This window comes from Georgenia sp. H159 (genome assembly GCF_035607575.1).
Classification (GTDB): Bacteria; Actinomycetota; Actinomycetes; order Actinomycetales; family Actinomycetaceae; genus Oceanitalea.
The window spans coordinates 32,564-49,623 of record NZ_JAYDZY010000011.1; the positions used below are offsets into that span (position 1 = coordinate 32,564).

General features: G+C 73.4%; 16 protein-coding genes. 8 read left to right on the forward strand and 8 right to left on the reverse strand.

Going from position 1 to position 17,060, the window contains the following annotated elements; all coding sequences use genetic code 11:
* The first annotated feature begins 232 nt into the window (after positions 1 to 232).
* Both VR894_RS14875 and hemQ read left to right on the forward strand, forming a co-directional pair.
* Positions 233 to 1,330, forward strand: coding sequence for a ferrochelatase (locus VR894_RS14875; RefSeq protein WP_324652773.1), 1,098 nt, complete (start codon positions 233 to 235; stop codon positions 1,328 to 1,330).
* A 169-nt stretch (positions 1,331 to 1,499) separates the two neighbouring features.
* Complete coding sequence (hemQ, locus tag VR894_RS14880) at positions 1,500 to 2,192, forward strand: hydrogen peroxide-dependent heme synthase (RefSeq protein ID WP_324652775.1); 693 nt, start codon at positions 1,500 to 1,502, stop codon at positions 2,190 to 2,192.
* Positions 2,193 to 2,320: 128 nt separating this feature from the next.
* On the opposite strand, the gene VR894_RS14885 is transcribed toward hemQ, so the two are convergent.
* Together VR894_RS14885 and VR894_RS14890 are read right to left on the reverse strand one after the other, a co-directional pair.
* A complete protein-coding gene (locus VR894_RS14885; RefSeq protein WP_324652777.1) occupies positions 2,321 to 4,054 on the reverse strand; it encodes a SulP family inorganic anion transporter in 1,734 nt (577 codons plus the stop codon).
* Complete coding sequence (locus tag VR894_RS14890; protein WP_324652779.1) at positions 4,051 to 4,395, reverse strand: metalloregulator ArsR/SmtB family transcription factor; 345 nt, start codon at positions 4,393 to 4,395, stop codon at positions 4,051 to 4,053. The genes VR894_RS14885 and VR894_RS14890 overlap by 4 nt, the downstream gene beginning before the upstream one ends.
* 292 nt (positions 4,396 to 4,687) lie before the next feature.
* Here VR894_RS14890 and VR894_RS14895 point away from each other — a divergent pair, with 292 nt between their 5' ends.
* The gene (locus tag VR894_RS14895) at positions 4,688 to 5,722 is read left to right on the forward strand and encodes an Rv2578c family radical SAM protein (RefSeq protein ID WP_324652780.1); all 1,035 of its coding nucleotides are present in this window, start codon (positions 4,688 to 4,690) and stop codon (positions 5,720 to 5,722) included.
* Between the two features lie 3 nt (positions 5,723 to 5,725).
* On the opposite strand, the gene VR894_RS14900 is transcribed toward VR894_RS14895, so the two are convergent.
* On the reverse strand, positions 5,726 to 6,502 hold the full coding sequence (locus tag VR894_RS14900) for a hypothetical protein (RefSeq protein WP_324652782.1): 777 nt from the start codon (positions 6,500 to 6,502) through the stop codon (positions 5,726 to 5,728).
* Between the two features lie 270 nt (positions 6,503 to 6,772).
* Between VR894_RS14900 and VR894_RS14905 the strand changes: the two genes are divergently transcribed.
* A complete protein-coding gene (locus VR894_RS14905; protein WP_324652783.1) occupies positions 6,773 to 7,687 on the forward strand; it encodes a cyclase family protein in 915 nt (304 codons plus the stop codon).
* A 52-nt stretch (positions 7,688 to 7,739) separates the two neighbouring features.
* Here VR894_RS14905 and VR894_RS14910 read toward each other — a convergent pair whose 3' ends face one another.
* Genes VR894_RS14910 through VR894_RS14920 form a run of 3 tightly spaced genes read right to left on the reverse strand, consistent with a single transcriptional unit; the run spans position 7,740 to position 10,499 of the window.
* Positions 7,740 to 8,450 (reverse strand): CoA pyrophosphatase, encoded by a 711-nt coding sequence (locus VR894_RS14910; protein WP_324652785.1) that lies wholly within the window; start codon positions 8,448 to 8,450, stop codon positions 7,740 to 7,742.
* 20 nt (positions 8,451 to 8,470) lie between these two features.
* Positions 8,471 to 9,622: a PQQ-dependent sugar dehydrogenase gene (locus VR894_RS14915; RefSeq protein WP_324652786.1), complete on the reverse strand. Its 1,152-nt coding sequence runs from the start codon at positions 9,620 to 9,622 to the stop codon at positions 8,471 to 8,473.
* A 10-nt stretch (positions 9,623 to 9,632) separates the two neighbouring features.
* Positions 9,633 to 10,499, reverse strand: a complete 867-nt coding sequence (locus tag VR894_RS14920) for an SDR family oxidoreductase (protein WP_324652788.1) — start codon at positions 10,497 to 10,499, stop codon at positions 9,633 to 9,635.
* Positions 10,500 to 10,643: 144 nt separating this feature from the next.
* Here VR894_RS14920 and VR894_RS14925 point away from each other — a divergent pair, with 144 nt between their 5' ends.
* The 3 genes from VR894_RS14925 (at position 10,644) to VR894_RS14935 (ending at position 15,460) form a co-directional block, all read left to right on the forward strand.
* Entirely contained in the window at positions 10,644 to 11,669 is a 1,026-nt protein-coding gene (locus tag VR894_RS14925) for a bifunctional GNAT family N-acetyltransferase/nucleoside triphosphate pyrophosphohydrolase family protein (protein ID WP_324652790.1), read from the forward strand.
* A gap of 22 nt (positions 11,670 to 11,691) precedes the next feature.
* Positions 11,692 to 13,755, forward strand: a complete 2,064-nt coding sequence (locus tag VR894_RS14930; protein ID WP_324652792.1) for a M3 family metallopeptidase — start codon at positions 11,692 to 11,694, stop codon at positions 13,753 to 13,755.
* 373 nt (positions 13,756 to 14,128) lie between these two features.
* Positions 14,129 to 15,460, forward strand: a complete 1,332-nt coding sequence (locus VR894_RS14935) for a M20/M25/M40 family metallo-hydrolase (protein ID WP_324652794.1) — start codon at positions 14,129 to 14,131, stop codon at positions 15,458 to 15,460.
* 28 nt (positions 15,461 to 15,488) lie between these two features.
* On the opposite strand, the gene VR894_RS14940 is transcribed toward VR894_RS14935, so the two are convergent.
* A complete protein-coding gene (locus VR894_RS14940) occupies positions 15,489 to 15,722 on the reverse strand; it encodes a DUF5703 family protein (RefSeq protein ID WP_324652795.1) in 234 nt (77 codons plus the stop codon).
* A gap of 79 nt (positions 15,723 to 15,801) precedes the next feature.
* Here VR894_RS14940 and VR894_RS14945 point away from each other — a divergent pair, with 79 nt between their 5' ends.
* On the forward strand, positions 15,802 to 16,095 hold the full coding sequence (locus tag VR894_RS14945) for a DNA primase (RefSeq protein WP_324652797.1): 294 nt from the start codon (positions 15,802 to 15,804) through the stop codon (positions 16,093 to 16,095).
* A 6-nt stretch (positions 16,096 to 16,101) separates the two neighbouring features.
* Here VR894_RS14945 and VR894_RS14950 read toward each other — a convergent pair whose 3' ends face one another.
* Entirely contained in the window at positions 16,102 to 17,040 is a 939-nt protein-coding gene (locus VR894_RS14950; protein ID WP_324652798.1) for an aldo/keto reductase, read from the reverse strand.
* Between the last annotated feature and the right edge of the window lie 20 nt (positions 17,041 to 17,060).

Sequence of the window (17,060 nt, forward strand, 5' to 3'; positions counted from 1 at the left end):
CCACCGGACGATGTGCTCGCGCCCCTCCACGGTGCTCGTCAGCCCGAGCGCCTCAGCGAGGCAGGGCGACGCCGGCCCGGTTCGCCCAGTCCGGCGGGCGGGTCGGACCGGGGTCCCCGGACCGACGTCGCGGCACAAACGTGACACACCGACTTCATCAGATCAAGTACTTCATCTGATGTTACGGTGTGGGCCGTTTGTCATGCCCGACCGCTGACTGGAGCCGCCCACCATGACCTCGCCCGTCGCCCCGTACGACGCCCTGCTCCTGTGCTCCTTCGGGGGGCCGAACGCGAGTGAGGACGTCGTGCCGTTCCTGCGCAACGTCGTCCGCGGCAAGGGGGTGCCGGACGAGCGGCTGACCGAGGTCGGTGAGCACTACTTCGCCTTCGGCGGCAAGAGCCCCATCAACGAGCAGAACCTCGCGCTGCGCGCCGCGCTGTCCGAGGAGCTGAAGCGCCGCGGCGCCGACCTGCCCGTCCTGTGGGGCAACCGCAACTGGCACCCCTACACCGCCGACACGCTCCGCGACGCTCACGCGTTCGGCGCCCGGCGGATCCTCGTCCTGGTGACGAGCGCCTACGCCTCGTACTCCGGCAGCAGGCAGTACCGCGAGCACCTCGCGGCGGCCGTGGAGGAGCTGGGTGCCGAGGGCGCCGAGCTGGAGATCGACATCGTGCGGCCCTTCTTCAACGACCCGGGGTTCGTCGAGGCGAACACCGCCGCCGTCCTGGACGCGATCGGCCGGCTGCCCGAGGGCGAGGGCGTGCACGTCGCCTACGTGACGCACTCCATCCCGGACACGATGCAGGAGGCCTCGGCGGTCACCGGCCCGGGCTACCGCGAGCAGCACGAGGACGTCCAGCGCGTCATCGACGCCGAGCTGCGCGAGCGCGGCCTGTCGGTGACGTCGTCGCTGTCCTACTGCTCCCGGTCCGGTGACCCGCGCACCCCGTGGCTGGAGCCGGACGTCAACGACCACCTCGCCGACCTCGCAGCCGCCGGCGTGACGCGTGTGGTCATCGCGCCCATCGGGTTCATCTCCGACCACATGGAGGTTGCCTGGGACCTCGACACCGAGGCGATGGAGACGGCCCAGGAGCTCGGGCTGCACGCGGCGCGCGCCGCCACGGCCGGGGTCGCGCCGGTGTTCGTCGAGGGGCTCGTCGACCTCGTGCTCGAGCGGGCGTTCCGCGAGCGGGGCGAGGACCCCGCCGTGACCGTCCGCGGTGAGCTCGGCGCCTTCCCGGACGTCGCACCCCCGGGCAGCTGCCGCATGCGCCTCGGCGAGGTCACCGGCATCCCCGTCCTCGCCGGTACGGTCGACTGACCCACTGCGGCGCCCCCCTTTCTTTTGGGCGCCGACAGCGGAGTTGTTGCGGGGCGCCCCGTGGTGTCGACGGCGGGAGCATGTGCAGCTCGTCGGCCCCGCACCCGCACGTCCACCCGACAGCCCGGCGCCGCCGTCGGGCACAGCCCACCCACCCGAGGAGCAGCCGATGAGTGAGAACGACACCGACCAGCCGCAGGGCGCCTACGTCATGTACAGCGTCTTCCGCGTGATCCAGCCGCTGCCGGAGCACGACGACGTCCGCACCACGCTGGTCCGTGAGGCCCTGGCCGCGGTCGAGAGCGTTCCAGGCCTGACGGTCCGCGGCTGGTACGACGTGGCCGGGTTCCGCGCCGACGCCGACCTCATGGTCTGGTGGTTCGCGGAGGACGTCGAGCCCGTCCAGGAGGCCTACCACCGGCTGCTTGCGAGCGAGCTCGGCGCCGCCCTCGAGCCGGTGTGGTCCCAGGTGGGCACCCACCGGCCCGCCGAGTTCAACCGGGCGCACCTGCCCGCGTTCCTCATGGGTGAGGAGCCCAGGGGCTTCCTGTGCGTCTATCCCTTCGTGCGCAGCTACGAGTGGTACCTGCTGCCCGCGGAGGAGCGCAGCACGATGCTCCGCGACCACGGCCTGGCCGCCCGGGACTACGCCGACGTGCGGGCGAACACCATCTCCTCCTTCGCGCTGGGCGACTACGAGTGGCTGCTCGGCTTCGAGGCCGACGACCTCGGTCGCATCGTCGACCTCATGCGTGACCTGCGCGCCACCGAGGCGCGCCGCCACGTGCGCGAGGAGGTCCCGTTCTTCACCGGACCGCGGCGCGAGCTCGGCGAGATCGTCGAGCGCCTGCCGAGGGGCTGAGAACCGGCAGCGCCGCGATCGTGAGGGGTTCGGGTCCTGTGGGGACCCGAACCCCTCACGTTGTCAGCGCCCCCGGTTGCGAGCTCGGCGGTCTGCTCCGTGACCGGCCACCCGCCGGGAACGGGCTCTCAGACGCGCGCCGTGCCGCACTCCAGCTCGGCGCTGCCCCGGACCTCGAAGCGCACATGGTTGCGCGCGTGGGCGACCGCGGCGGGAAGGTCGGCGAAGTAGTGGCCGTCGTCGCCGAGGGCGTCGAGCACCCCGACGGCCGCGGACATCTTCAGCTGCTGTGCGTCCAGCCCCTTGAGCAGCACGGTGATCCCGCGCCGGCGCAGGTCGGTGATGATCTCGGCGAGGGCGTGGGCACCGGAGGCGTCCATGACGCGCACCTCGCGCAGCACGAGGATGATGACGCGCACGTCCTTGACCGTCGTCATCTCGTCGAGGAAGCGCTTGGTCTCCCCGAAGAACAGCGCGCCGCGGAAGTGGTAGACGGCCACCTGCTCGTGGAGGAGCGCGTCCTCCTCCTCGGCCTCCATGTCCGGCGGCAGGTCCTGCCGGCTCAGGCCCGAGACGCGTGCCATGGCCCGCAGCGCGAGCAGCGCGGCGACGGCCACGCCGACCTGGACCGCGACGATGAGGTCGAAGACGATCGTCACGACGACGGTGGACAGGTAGACGACGGCGTCGGCCCGGGTGGCGCGCAGGATCGCGCGGCCCGTGTGCAGGTCGATCATCCGGATCGCCGTGACGATGAGCACGCCGGCCAGCGCCGACATCGGGATGAGCGCGACGACGGGCGTGAGCAGCAGGACGATGAGGACGAGGACGACGGCGTGGCTCGCGCTGGCCACGCGGGTGCGGGCACCGGCGCGCACGTTGACGGCGGTCCGGGCGATGGCACCGGTCGCCGGCATGCCGCCGAAGAGCCCGCTGGCGACGTTGGCCAGGCCCTGGCCCACGAGCTCGCGGTTGGCGTCGGTGTCCGGCACGGTCTCCACCATGCCGTCGGCCACCCGCGCCGAGAGCAGGCTCTCCAGTGCCGCGAGCGCGGCGATCGCCATGGCCGACGGCAGCATCGCGGCGAGTGCCGCGGAGTCCCAGGCCGGTACCTGGAAGGAGGGCAGCGCGTCGGGCAGGGCGCCGATCCGGTCGATGTCGAGTGACGCGAGCTCGACGACCACGGTGGCGACGGCGACGGCGATGAGCGAGGCGGGCAGGGACCGGCGCAGCCGGGCAAGGAGGACCATGAGGGCGATGACGCCGAGCGTCACCGCCAGGGGAGCGGCCGCGCGCTCCCAGTCGGTCACCCGTAGTGTCTGGACGGCCGCGGCGGTGGCGTTCTCCACCTCCGGGCGTTCGACGTCCAGGGCCAGCGGCACCTGCTGGACGAGGATGATGACGCCGATGCCGAGCGTGAACCCCTCGACGACCGGCCACGGGATGACGGAGACGAGCCGCCCCATCCCCACCAGCCCCATGACGACGACGAGGACCCCGGCGAGGATCGACAGGGCGAACACGGCCTCCGGCCCGTACCGGGCGACCACCGGGATGAGGACGACGGTCATCGCGCCGGTCGGCCCGGAGACCTGCAGGTGGGAGCCCCCGAGGACCGCGGCGACGAATCCGGCGACGATGGCGGTGACGAGGCCGGCTGCCGGGCCGACGCCCGAGGCCACGCCGAACCCGAGGGCGAGGGGGAGCGCGACGACGCCGACGGTCACGCCCGCGACGAGGTCGCCTCGCCAGGACCGGGCGAGCCCGGTGTAGTCCGACCGCCGGGGGATGGTGAGGGACGCGAGGTGCCGTCCGGCCAGCCGCCAGGACGGCCGCGCGGCCAGGGGAGTGGGGCCGCTCACCGCGCCTCCCCGTCGTCGCCGAGCGCGTCGCTGGTCCGGCCGTGCGAGCCGAAGAGGAAGGCGCGAGCCGCGTCGAGCATGGTTGCGAGGGAGTCGTCCACCAGGGTGTAGGTGACGGTGTTGCCCTGACGGGACTTGTCCACCACGCCGGCCCGGCGCAGCACCGCCAGGTGCTGGGACAGGTGCGACGCCTCGATCCCGATCTCCTCGAGGAGGGCGCTCACCGGCCGGTCACCGTCCCGGAGCAGTTCGAGGGTGCGGATGCGGACGGGGTGCCCGAGGGCCTTGAACAGTTCCGCCTTCATGACGTAGACGGGCGCGTCGATGGCACGTGCGGGCACAGGACCTCCAGGGTGGGGGAGTGGCTTGACGAATATACCAACCCGTCAAGCGCCCCGCCCCTTGCCGCCGAGAGCGGAGTTGTCGCAATCCCGCTCTCGGCGACGGAAGGGGTGCGACCCCCTTGCCGCCGAGAGCGGAGTTGTCGCAATCCCGCTCTCGGCGACGGAAGGGGTGCGACCCCCTGCCGCCGAGAGCGGAGTTGTCGCAATCCCGCTCTCGGCGACGGAAGGGGAGGGGTGGGCGGGCGGCCGGGTGGTTGACGGTTGGTCGTACGTGTGTTCGACTACCTGCATGCGGTGGGACGGGCAGGACATCTCGGGCGACGACGACGCCGCGCTGCCGGGTCTGCGGCGGATGGCGGGTCTGGTGCGCACCGTCCGGACCCCCGAGTTCGCCGGCATCACGTTCCACGAGGTCGCCGCCCGCTCGGTGCTCAACCGGGTGCCGGAGGCCTCCCAGATGCCCTTCCGCTGGACGGTCAACCCGTTCCGCGGATGCAGCCACGCCTGCGTCTACTGCTACGCGCGCGCCACCCACCGCTACCTCGACCTCGACACGGGTGCGGACTTCGACTCCCAGATCATCGTCAAGGTCAACGCCCCGGAGGTGCTGCGCCGCGAGCTCGCCCGGCCGACGTGGACCCGCGAGCAGGTGGCCCTCGGCACGAACACCGACCCGTACCAGCGGGCCGAGGGCCGCTACCGCCTGATGCCCGAGATCATCGGCGCTCTCACCGACTCGGGCACGCCGCTGTCGATCCTCACCAAGGGCACGCTGCTGCGCCGCGACCTGCCCCTGCTGAGTGAGGCTGCCCAGCACGTGCCCGTCTCACTCGGCATCTCGCTCGCCTTCATCGACGAGGACCTCCAGCAGCTCGTCGAGCCCGGAACTCCTCGCCCCCGTGCCCGCCTCGACCTCGTCGAGGCCGTGCGCGCCGCCGGCCTGGACTGCCACGTCATGGTGGCACCGGTACTCCCGTGGCTCACCGACTCCCGCGAGCACCTCGACGCGCTCCTCGGTGCCGTCGCTCGTGCCGGGGCCACGTCGGCCACCGTCTTCGCCGCCCACCTGCGTCCCGGCGTGCGCGACTGGTACCTGCAGTGGCTGCGAGAGCACCGCCCGCACCTCGTCGCCGACTACCAGCGCCTCTACGGGCGCGGCTCCTACGCACCGTCCGCCTACCGCACGTGGCTCGCCGAGCGTGCGCGCCCGCTGCTCCGGGCGCACGGCCTCGACAAGCCCGCGCGGCTGCGCACTCCCGAGGACCCGGCACCCTCGCCGCCCGCTGGAGCACCCGAGGCGGTCATGCAGTCGGCCCTGTTCTGAGTGTCACGGGCTGAGCGGAGCCCCGGACGGTGTGTCCGTCGCGATGGACGCGACGTCCGCGGCGATCCCGTACAGTCCCCACGCGACGAGGACGACGAACAGGACCCGTCCCGCCACCGTCACGGCGCGACTGCGCCACAGGCCCGTCAGCGCCGGGGAACGGCTGATCCCGAACGCGACGGCGACCGGGACGGCGACGACCAGCAGCGCCAGGTTGAGCACGGCCGCACCGGCCACGGCCCAGGCCGCGACCGGACCACGGCGGGCCCAGCCCCCGGCGGCATCGAGCCGGTCGATGACGGCCGGGACGACGAGGCCGAAGAGGGTGGGGATGGCGATGAACGACATGACGGAGAGCCACTCGGGCTTCAGCACCGAGTAGTCGAACGACGGATGGTCGTGCACCAGGATGGCTCCTCCGATGCTGCCCGTGAACAGCGCGAAGAGCCACGCGCGGGTCCGAGGTGTCGACGGCAGGACGCGCCGCACCCACAGGTACACCAGGCCGGCGATCGCGCCGAGGGTGATCGTGGTGGCGAACAGCACCAGGGTGCCGTCCACGGAGATCCGCCCCACCGGGGCGAGGTCGTCCGTGAAGCGCCCTCGGGCGCTGGACGGTGAGGTCACCGTCAGCAGGCGCATGAGGAGCCGACCGAGCACGCCACCGGTGAGCAGGCCGACGAGGCCACCGCCGACGGCGCCGGCCGCGACGGTGCGCCAGAACGACTCCGCAGGGAGGGTCCGCGGCGGGGTGCCGCCTGTGCGGTCGAGGAGCGACACGACGACCTCCGCTGTTGTCGGCACCGTCCGAGGTGGCCACAGCATGCCCGCTCGCGTGGCTCCTGTCACCGAGACGCGGAGCCGCGCCGCCGGTCCCCGTCCCGGTTCGGGGCCGCGCCGCCGGTCCCTGTCCCGGCTCGGGGCCGCGCCGCCGGTCCCCGTCCCGGCTCGGGGCGCCCGATCCCCACCCCGGGCCAGGGCCTGTCAGGCGGTCATCCGCCGCGCTACCGTGGGCCGCGGACAGACCGGCCGGACCATTCAGGAGCGGGCATGCCCGAGTACCGAGCGCACCTGGACTTCGAGATCACGTTCGCCAACGGTGGCGGCATGCGTGGCGAGGACTTCCGGCTGGACCTGCCCTCGGGACAGGAGGACGAGGCCGCCATCGGTGCCCTCCTCGTCCGGCATCTCGGCCTGGCCCTGGTGCAGTCGGTCGAGCTACGGCGCCTGCGCGTCGTCGAGGAGCAGCACCGGGGCAGTCGCGGTGTCGCGGTCCACGGCGAGCCGCGCGAGCGGCCGGCCGTCGTCGACCTCAGTCACCGGATCCGCGACGGGCTCGTCACCTACCCCGGCCTGCCGGCGCCCCGCATCACCGCTCACCTCACGCGGGAGGCCTCGCGGGAGCACTACGCCCCGGGCACCGAGTTCACGATCGAGTCGGTCACCCTGGTCGGCAACACCGGGACCTACCTGGACTCCCCGCACCACCGATACGCCGGGGGCGCGGACCTCGCGGCGCTCGACCTGGCGTCTCTCGTCGACCTCCGCGCCGAGGTCTTCCACCTCGCCGACGCCTGGGACACCGATCGCCGTGGGATCACGGACGTCACCCTGGCCGACCGGGAGCTGCGCGGTGCGGCGGTGCTGATCCACACGGGCTGGGACCGCCACTTCGGCAGCCCCGCCTACGGCAGGGGCGCCCCGTTCCTCACCCGGGAGGCGGCGGAGTACCTCGTCGACGCCGGGGTCGCGCTCGTCGGCATCGACTCGCTCAACGTCGACGACGCCGAGGGTGGCGGTGAGCGCCCGGTGCACTCGCTGCTGCTCGGCGCGGGCATCCCCGTCGTCGAGCACCTCACCAACCTGGACCGCCTGCCCGCCCGTGGGGCCCGGTTCACCGCGGCACCCCCGGCCGTCGAGGGCGTGGGGACGTTCACCGTCCGCGCGTTCGCCACGATCGCCTGACCCGAGTGTGGCCCGTTGCGTGGCCCGCGCGGTCCGCGCGGTCCGCGCGGGGCTACCCCTCGGGCGTGGGTGGGGGCAGCGTCGCCCCGCGCGCTTCGGCGAAGGACATCTCGTAGGTCCGCGCGCGGTCCCACGGACGTGTCCAGCCGAGCTCGTCGAAGAGGTGGTCGAGCAGGTTGCCGGTGAAGCCCCACACCCAGCCGCCCTGGACGGCGAAGCCGGCGCTGCCGAAGCCCTGGATCGTCACCGTGGCCCGGGACGCGGGGTCGAGCAGGCCGCTCACCGGCAGCCGGAGCGTGTGGAGCACCTCGCCCTCCTCCACCTCGCCGAGTGCGTCGGCGTCGGCCGCCCACCCCACGACCGGCGTCACGATGAAGCGGCTGACGGGCACCGCGACCCGGGGCAGCGTGCCGATCACCTCGACCCGTCCGGGTGCCAGCCCGATCTCCTCGTGGGTCTCCCGCAGTGCGGTGGCGACGATGTCCCGGTCCTGCGGGTCGCGCCGGCCACCGGGCAGCGCGATCTGCCCCGGGTGCTGCCGCAGCAGTGGCGAGCGCTGGACGAGGAAGAGGTCCGCCGCGGGCGGTCCGGCGCTCGCCGCGGCCGTCGGGGTGAGGAGGACGAGGACGGCGGCGTCGCGGAAGTCCGACTGCGCCCGCGCGTCGACGCGGTGGACGTCGGGGAGCTCACCGAGCTCACCTCGGCCGGCGCGGGTGACGAGCCGTTCGAGGTCGCCGCGTGCCGAGCCCCTCTTCGTGTCCACCGGGACACCATAGGACGCGCTCAGCGGCTCGCCCGCTCCGCCAGCCACTGCTCGCCCACGGCGACGATCCGGTCGTCCCCCTCCGCGGGTGTGCCGCGGAAGGTGTTCGAGGTAAGGAGCCACAGCCGCCCGTCCGGGGCCACGGCGACGGTGCGCAACCGCCCGTACTCGCCCGCGAGGAGGCGCTCCGGGTCGCCGCCGTCGAGGGGCACCCGCCACAGGGACTCGCCACGCAGCGCCGCCATGTACACCGCGTCGTCCGTCACGGCGATGCCGCTGGGTGAGGCGTCCGCCGGGGACCACTGGTGCACGGGGTCGACGAACCCCTGGGCGTCGGCGCGGCCCTCGACCTCCGGCCACCCGTAGTTGCCGCCGGGCTCGATGACGTTGAGCTCGTCCCACGTGTCCTGCCCGAACTCCGAGGCGAACATCTGGCGCTCGGTGTCCCAGCCGAGGCCCTGGACGTTGCGGTGGCCGAGCGACCACACGGGCGAGCCCGCCGTCGGGTTCCCCGGGGCCGGCGCGCCGTCCTCGTCGACCCGCAGGATCTTCCCGCCCAGCGAGCCCGGGTCCTGTGCGGTGGACGGCACGGCCGCATCACCCGTCGCCACGTACAGGTAGCCGTCCGGACCGAACGCGATCCGCCCGCCCGAGTGGTACGTCTCGCGCGGGATGCCCTCGAGGACGACGACGTCGGGCCGCAGCCCCGCGCCGTCGTGGACCATCCGCAGCACCCGGTTGTCGCGCGCGCTGGTGAGGTAGACGAAGACGTACCCGTTCGCCTCGTACTCCGGGGAGACCGCGATGCCGAGCAGGCCGGTCTCGTTCCGTGCGACGACGCCGGGGACGGTCGCCAGCTCGCGTGGCTGCCCGCCGGGGGGCAGGTGGAGCACCCGGGCCGTGTCGCGCTCGGTCACCAGCGCGGACCCGTCGGGCAGGAACGCCAGGCCCCACGGCACGTCCAGCCCGGTCGCGATCTCCTCGGGCGCCTGCGGGACGTCGGTGGTCGGCGCGGCGCTCGGCTCGTCCCGGGCAGTCGCCTCGACGGGAGGCGTCGTGCTTCCCGGCGGCGTCGTCGGGGCGGGGTCGTCGGCGGTCTCACCTGCCCCGCACGCAGCGAGGACGACGACGACGGCGAGCACCGCCGTCGTCGTCCTCACGCGGGTGGGCACGGGACGTCCGTCAGAAGACGGGCTTGCCGCCGGTGACGCCGAGGACGGTGCCGGAGACGTAGCTCGCGTCGTCGGTGGCGAGGAACACGAAGGCTGTGGCGACCTCGATCGGGTGTCCGGCGCGGCCGAGCGGCGCGTTCTTGCCGAACTCCGGCATCGACTCCGCAGGCTTGGTTGCCGGCTGGAGCGGGGTCCAGATCGGGCCGGGGGCGACGGCGTTGACCCGGATGCCCTGCGGCCCGAGCTCGGCGGCGAGGTTGACGGTGAGGTTGTTGATGGCGGCCTTCGTCGAGGCGTAGTCGAGCAGCGTCTCCGAGGGCTGGAAGGCCTGGATCGACGTGCAGTTGATGACGCTCGCGCCCGGCTTGAGGTCGTCGAGCAGGGCCTTGGTGAGCCAGAAGATCGAGAAGATGTTCGTCTCGAAGGTCTGGCGCAGCTGCTCGTCGGTGATGTCGGCGAGGGAGTCCTGGGCCATCTGGTAGCCCGCGTTGTTGACGAGGACGTCGATCCCGCCGAGCCCCTCGACGGCGGTCCGGGCGAGGGCGATGTTCGCCTCCTCGGTGCGCTGGTCGGTGGGGATGAGGACGCAGCGCCGGCCGGCCGCCTCGACGTGCGTCTTGGTGTCCTCCGCGTCCGGCAGCTCGGCCTCGAGGAAGGAGATGGCGACGTCGGCGCCCTCCTTGGCGAAGGCGATCGCCGTGGCACGCCCAATGCCGGAGTCGCCGCCGGTGATGAGCGCGCGCTTGCCCTCGAGCCGGCCGCGGCCGACGTAGCTCGTCTCGCCGTGGTCGGGTACCGGGTCGAGCCGGTCGGTCCAGCCCGGCCACGGCTGGCTCTGCTTCGGGAAGTTCTTCATGGCTTCGGTGTCGATGTCCATGGCCCAATCCTTCGGGCGGGTGCTCGCGGGCGCATCCGGAGCGGGCGGTCACTGCTCCGCCCGGACCGGCAACCGGGGGCCGTCCGTCAGCCGGTCCGGCTCCCCTCGACGGCGCGACACCCGGGTCGCGTAGCCTGCGCCGTCATGGAGCCCTTCACCCTGCGCGACGACGAGCTCGTGCTCACCTTGCCGACCCTCGCGGACGTCGACCGCGTCACCGAGCTGTGTCAGGACCCCGAGATCCAACGGTGGACGATCGTGCCCTCGCCGTACCGGCGGGAGGACGGCGAGGGGTTCGTCGGGGGGTTCGTGCCCGGCGGCTGGGAACGGGGGGACAACCTCACGTGGGGGATCCGTCGTGGCGGCGAGCTCGTCGGGATGGTGGGCGTCTCCCGGGCGGAGGGCAGCGGGGAGATCGGGTACTGGCTGGCCCCCGAGGCACGAGGGAGCGGGGTGACGTCCCGCGCGGTCGGGCTGGTGCTCGACGCCGCCTTCGACCGGCTCGGGCTCGACCGCGTCGAGTGGCGTGCCGACGTCGGGAACTGGCCCTCCTGGCGGGTGGTGTGGAAGCACGGCTTCCGCAAGGAGGGCACGGTCCGCGGGCTCGGGGTCAAGCGGGGGGAGCGGGTCGACCAGTGGGTCGGGACGCTGCTCGCCGACGACCCGCGCGAGCCGGCGGCGCCCTGGGACGGACCGCCGTCCTGGCACGCCGACCCGACGGGTCGGGACCCGGAGGCGCTCGTCCGGCAGTTCCACGAGCACTTCCGCGTCCCGATCGCCGACGACGCCGCCTCGGTGGACCGTGACCGCGTGCACCTGCGGATGGCGCTCGTCGCCGAGGAGTTCGCCGAGCTCGTCACCGCCGTCTACGGGACGGCGGCGGGGGAGGAGGTCGCCGCGGGCGTGGAGCGCGCGGTGGCAGCGGACGACGCCACGCGCGACACCGTCGGCGCGGCCGACGCCCTCGCCGACCTCGTCTACGTCCTGTACGGGATGGCCGAGGAGTGCGGCATCCCGCTGCCCGCGGTGCTCGCCGAGGTGCACGCCGCGAACCTCTCCAAGCTCGGCCCGGACGGCGCACCGCTGCTGCGTGCCGACGGCAAGGTGCTCAAGGCGCAGGGCTACCGTCCACCGGAGGTCGCCGCCGTCCTGGCCCGGCACGCCCGGTAGGCGGACGGGTGACAATGGCGTCATGACCGACACCACCCTGGCCGCGGACAACCCCTTCGCGACGCCGTCGACCCTGCCCTTCGAGCTGCCCGACTTCACCGCCGTGCGCCACGAGCACCTGCGCCCGGCCATGCTCGCGGGCCTCGCCGAGCAGCGCGCCGAGTGGGAGGCCGTCGCCACCGACCCGGCGCAGCCGGACGTCGGCAACACCCTGGAGGCCCTCGAGCGCTCCGGCAGCCTCCTGCGCCGCGTGACGGCCGTGCTCGACACACTCGTCTCCTCCCGCGCCGACGACCCACTGCGGGAGCTCGAGTCCGAGCTCGCCCCGCTGCGCTCGGCCCACTGGGACGCGCTCTACCTCGACCGCCGGATCTTCGCCCGCCTCGAGGCCCTCGCCGACGCCGACCTCGAGGCCGAGACCGCCTGGCTGCTCCACACCTACCGCAAGGACTTCGTCCGCTCCGGCGTCCGGCTCGACGACACGAGCCAGGACCGCCTTCGCGAGCTCAACAGCCGGCTCACCACCCTGGAGACCGAGTTCTCCCAGCGCGTGGTCAAGGCGCTCGACGCCGGGGCCGTCCACCTCACCGACGCCTCCCGGCTCGCGGGGCTGAGCGAGGACGCGATCGCGGGGCTCGCGCAGGCCGCCGCCGACCGGGGGCGGGAGGGCCACCTCATCACCCTCCAGCTGCCCACCCAGCAGGCACTGCTCGCGCAGCTGGAGGACCGCGACCTCCGTGAGCAGCTGCTCGCGGCGTCGGTCCAGCGGGGGACCGGCGTCGACGAGGCGAGCGACACCCGGGCCACGATCCTCGAGCTCGCCCGCCTGCGGGCCGAGCGCGCCCAGCTCCTCGGCTACGAGCACCACGCCGCCTACGTCGCCGCGGACGGCACCGCCGGCACCACGCGCGCGGTCAACGACATGCTCGGTCGTCTCGCGCCGCCCGCCGTCGCCAACGCGGAGGCGGAGGCACGCGACCTCGCCGACGTCCACGGCGGGCCGGTCGAGCCGTGGGACTGGTCCTTCCTCGCCGAGAAGGTGCGCCAGGAGCGCTTCAGCATCGACGACTCCGTGCTGCGGCCCTACCTCGAGCTGGAGAGCGTGCTCCGGGAGGGCGTCTTCCACGCCGCACAGCTGCTCTACGGCATCACGCTCACCGAGCGCCCCGACCTCACCGGCTACGCCGACGACGTGCGGGTGTGGGAGGTCGCCGAGGAGGACGGCAGCCCGCTCGGCCTGTTCGTCGGCGACTACTACGCCCGGGAGGGCAAGCGCGGCGGGGCGTGGATGCACAACCTCGTCGACCAGTCCGGCCTGCTCGGGCAGCGGCCGGTCGTCGTCAACAACCTCAACATCACCCGCCCGGCTCCGGGCGAGCCCACCCTGTTCACGTGGGACGAGGTCATCACCGCCTTCCACGAGTTCGGGCACGCCCTGCACGGCCTGTTCTCCGCCGTCCGCTACCCGTCGCTCTCCGGTGCCAACGTGCCACGTGACTTCGTCGAGTACCCGTCGCAGGTCAACGAGATGTGGGCGCGGGACCCGCGGGTCATCGAGCGCTACGCCCGCCACCACGAGACCGGTGAGCCGCTGCCCGAGGACCTGCGGGCAGCGCTGCTCGGCTCGGCGCAGTACGGGGAGGGCTTCGCGACCACCGAGTACCTCGGCGCCGCCCTCCTCGACCAGGCGTGGCACCAGGTCACGCCCGACGAGGTGCCCACCGACCCGGCGCAGGTCGAGGCGTTCTCCGCGCGGGCGCTCGAGCGGGCGGGCGTCGCGCACCCGCTCGTGCCGCCGCGGTACCGCTCGACGTACTTCAACCACACCTTCGGCGGTGGCTACGACGCGGGCTACTACTCCTACATCTGGAGCGAGGTCCTCGACGCCGACACCGTCGAGTGGTTCCGCACCGATGCCCCCAGGGACGACGACGGCGCAGCCGGTCGGGCCGCCGGACAGCGTTTCCGCGAGGTGCTCCTCTCCCGGGGCCACAGCGCCGACCCGCTGAGCTTCTACCGCGAGCTCCGCGGCCGCGACTCCGACATCCAGCCCCTCCTCGAACGCCGCGGCCTGCTCACCGACTGACCAGGCCCCCCGGGCCGGGGGAGCGAGCGCGCGCTCCCAACCCTTGCGTCGAGAGCGGGGTTGTTGCGGCGATCGTGGACACAACCCCGCTGTCGGCGCCGGTGGGAGGAGGTTCCCGCTCCCAACCCCTGCGTTGAGAGCGGGGTTGTTGCAGCGGGCGCCGCAACAACCCCGCTGTCGGCGCCTGGGGGGGGCGGGGGCTCGGGCCGCGCGGGGGGTGGGGCGCGCTCCCGACCCCTGCGTCGAGAGTGGGGTTGTTGCAGCGGGCGCCGCAACAACTCCGCTGTCGGCGCCTGGGGGGAGGGGGGTGGGGGACTTTCCCTGGAGCGCCGGGCCGTGCTGGGGGCGTGGTGGCGCGCGTTAGGGTCGGGACATGGCGATCCCTGCACCCCAGTCCACGCCCGTGTCCACCGACGAGGTCGTCGAGATCTGCCGGCGGCTCATCCGGATCGACACCTCGAACTACGGCGACGGATCGGGGCCGGGGGAGCGGGCGGCGGCCGAGTACGTGTGCGAGCTGCTCACCGAGGTCGGCTGGGAGCCAGAGCTCATCGAGTCCGAGCCCGGCCGCGCATCGGTCGTGCTCCGCATCGAGGGGACCGACCGGTCCAGGCCTGCGCTCGTGCTCCACGGCCACACCGACGTCGTCCCGGCGCAGGCCGCGGACTGGCAGGTCGACCCGTTCGGCGCGGAGGTCCGCGACGGCATGATCTGGGGCCGCGGCGCCGTGGACATGAAGGACATGGACGCGATGATCCTCGCCGTCGTCCGTGACATGGCCCGCACCGGCTGGCGGCCGGCGCGTGACGTCGTCGTCGCCTTCTTCGCGGACGAGGAGGCGGGCGGCGCCAAGGGCGCGCGGTGGCTGGTCGACCACCGACCCGAGCTGTTCGAGGGCGCCAGCGAGGCGATCAGCGAGGTCGGCGGGTACTCCGTGGAGATCGACGGGCGTCGCGTCTACCTCCTGCAGACCGCCGAGAAGGGCCTGGCGTGGCTCCGGCTGCTCGCGGAGGGCCGCGCCGGGCACGGCTCGCAGGTGAACACGGACAACGCGGTCACCCGGCTCGCCGGTGCGGTCGCGCGGATCGGCGCGCACTCGTGGCCCCTGCACCTCACCGGCACGGTCCGCCAGCTGCTCGGCGGCGTCGCGGAGCTCACCGGCACGACCTTCGACCCGGAGGATCCGGACGGCATCGACGCCCTCGTCCGGGCGCTCGGCCCGGCGCAGAAGTTCGTCGGCGCCACCCTGCGCACCGGCGCCAACCCCACGCAGCTGACCGCCGGGTACAAGGCGAACGTCATCCCCGGGAGCGCGGAGGCCGCCGTCGACGTCCGCTACCTGCCCGGCGAGGAGGAGATGGTGCGGACCGTGCTCGACGAGCTCGCGGGACCGGGTGTGCGGATCGAACCCATCCACGCCGACATCGCGCTCGAGGTGCCCTTCGAGGGCGAGCTCGTCGACCAGATGGTGGCCGCCATCGACGCCGAGGACCCGGGCGCCGTCGTGCTGCCCTACATGCTCTCCGGAGGCACCGACAACAAGTCGCTCGCACGCCTGGGGATCACCGGGTACGGCTTCGCCCCGCTCCAGCTGCCGCCCGAGCTGGACTTCGCCGGGATGTTCCACGGGGTCGACGAGCGGGTGCCTGTCGACGCGTTGCGCTTCGGCGTCCGCGTCCTCGAACGCCTCCTGCGCGCCGCCTGACCCGGCGGGGCCGACGGCCCGGTAGGCCTCAGAGCGTGCTGCGCACCTTGATGATCTTGCGGCGCAGCCAGACCTTGCGCGATCCGCCCATGTACAGGCGGGTGCGGGCGAGCTCCCACCGGCCGTACTCGGCCTCCTCGGTGAGGAGCTGGCGCACCTGGTTGCGGCTCGCCGAGGCGGGGAGGGAGAGCACCCGGAACTCGTACTGGGAGGCGTTGAAGACGCCGGGACGGGGCGGGGAATCAGGGATGTACCAGTCCATGTCGTGACCCATTGTCTCCCAAGCTCGGGGCTCCCGGTGCGGGGTGTGCCATTCCTACCAGGCGCGATACCGTCTCCCCATGACTACCGACCCGCGCGCCGCTCTGGATCGCTTCATCGCCGCGCTCGAAGCTCACTTCGAGGCCGCCAGCAGCGCGCAGGACCCGTCGTCGTCGCCGGCGGTGGACGACGCCGCCGGGGCCGTGGAGGACGCGTTCTTCACCTACGACGACGCCCTCTACACGAGCTACCAGGTCGAGGTGCCCCTCGAGGCCTACGGCGACGACGACGATGACGACGATGACGACGACATCGAGAACTTCAGCCTCGACGAGGAGCTCGACGAGGACGACGAGGACGACGAGGAGGAGTGAACCTCCTCAGCCGCCGCTGACGTCGTCGAGCGCCCGGCGGATCGCGCCCGGGAGCTCGAGGTCGCTCCCGGCGAGCACCCCGCGCAGCTGGGCGGCGGTGCGGGCGCCGACGATGGCCGAGCTCACCCCCGGGGCGTCCCGCACCCAGGCGAGGGCCACCTCCAGCGGCATGCGACCCATCCCGTCGGCCGCGGTGGCGACGGCCTCGACGATGCCGTGCGACCGGTCGTTGAGGTAGGGCTCGACGAAGCCCCGCAGGTGCGGCGAGGCGGCCCGGGAGTCGGCGGGGATCGTGCTGCGGTACTTCCCGGTGAGCACGCCGCGGCCCAGCGGGGACCAGGCGAGCACCCCGGTCCCCAGGGCCCCGGCAGCGGGCAGCACCTCGTCCTCGACGCCGCGCTCGAGGAGGGAGTACTCGACCTCGACGGCGGCCAGTCCCGTCGCGTCGTCGGCGAGGGTGGCCGCCGCGTACCCCTGGTACCAGGCGGGGTGGTTGGACAGGCCCACGTACCGGGTGCGGCCCGTCGCGACGGCGTGCCGCAGCGCCGAGAGCGTCTCCTCCGCCCGGACGTCGAGGTCGGGGGACTGGACGAGCCACAGGTCGAGGTGGTCGGTGCCGAGGGCCGCGAGAGTCTCGTCGAGGGTGTCGAGCAGTGTCGAGCGGGAGGTGTCGACGCGGGTGCCGTGGCCCGTGCGCCGCACGCCCGACTTCGAGCACAGCACGACGTCGCGGCGGTCGACCTCCGCCAGGAGGCCGCCGAGGAGGCCCTCGGCGGCCCCGTCCCCGTAGGAGGCGGCGGTGTCGACGAGCGTGCCGCCGGCGTCGAGGAAGAGGGTGAGCTGCTCGGCTGCCTCGTGCTCGTCGGTGTCCCGGCCCCAGGTCATCGTGCCCAGACCCACCGACGACACGAGCAGCCCGCTGCGTCCCGCCCGGCGAAGTTCCATGGCGTCACGCTACCGGCGCC

Bases quoted from the DNA above. Each gene is read 5' to 3' on its own strand.
- VR894_RS14920 (WP_324652788.1), bottom strand. From the start codon at position 10,499: ATGGACATCGACACCGAAGCCATGAAGAACTTCCCGAAGCAGAGCCAG.
- VR894_RS14935 (WP_324652794.1), top strand. From the start codon at position 14,129: ATGGCGATCCCTGCACCCCAGTCCACGCCCGTGTCCACCGACGAGGTC.
- VR894_RS14940 (WP_324652795.1), bottom strand. From the start codon at position 15,722: ATGGACTGGTACATCCCTGATTCCCCGCCCCGTCCCGGCGTCTTCAAC.
- VR894_RS14945 (WP_324652797.1), top strand. From the start codon at position 15,802: ATGACTACCGACCCGCGCGCCGCTCTGGATCGCTTCATCGCCGCGCTC.
- hemQ (WP_324652775.1), top strand. From the start codon at position 1,500: ATGAGTGAGAACGACACCGACCAGCCGCAGGGCGCCTACGTCATGTAC.
- VR894_RS14905 (WP_324652783.1), top strand. From the start codon at position 6,773: ATGCCCGAGTACCGAGCGCACCTGGACTTCGAGATCACGTTCGCCAAC.
- VR894_RS14950 (WP_324652798.1), bottom strand. From the start codon at position 17,040: ATGGAACTTCGCCGGGCGGGACGCAGCGGGCTGCTCGTGTCGTCGGTG.
- VR894_RS14925 (WP_324652790.1), top strand. From the start codon at position 10,644: ATGGAGCCCTTCACCCTGCGCGACGACGAGCTCGTGCTCACCTTGCCG.
- VR894_RS14875 (WP_324652773.1), top strand. From the start codon at position 233: ATGACCTCGCCCGTCGCCCCGTACGACGCCCTGCTCCTGTGCTCCTTC.
- VR894_RS14895 (WP_324652780.1), top strand. From the start codon at position 4,688: ATGCGGTGGGACGGGCAGGACATCTCGGGCGACGACGACGCCGCGCTG.
- VR894_RS14930 (WP_324652792.1), top strand. From the start codon at position 11,692: ATGACCGACACCACCCTGGCCGCGGACAACCCCTTCGCGACGCCGTCG.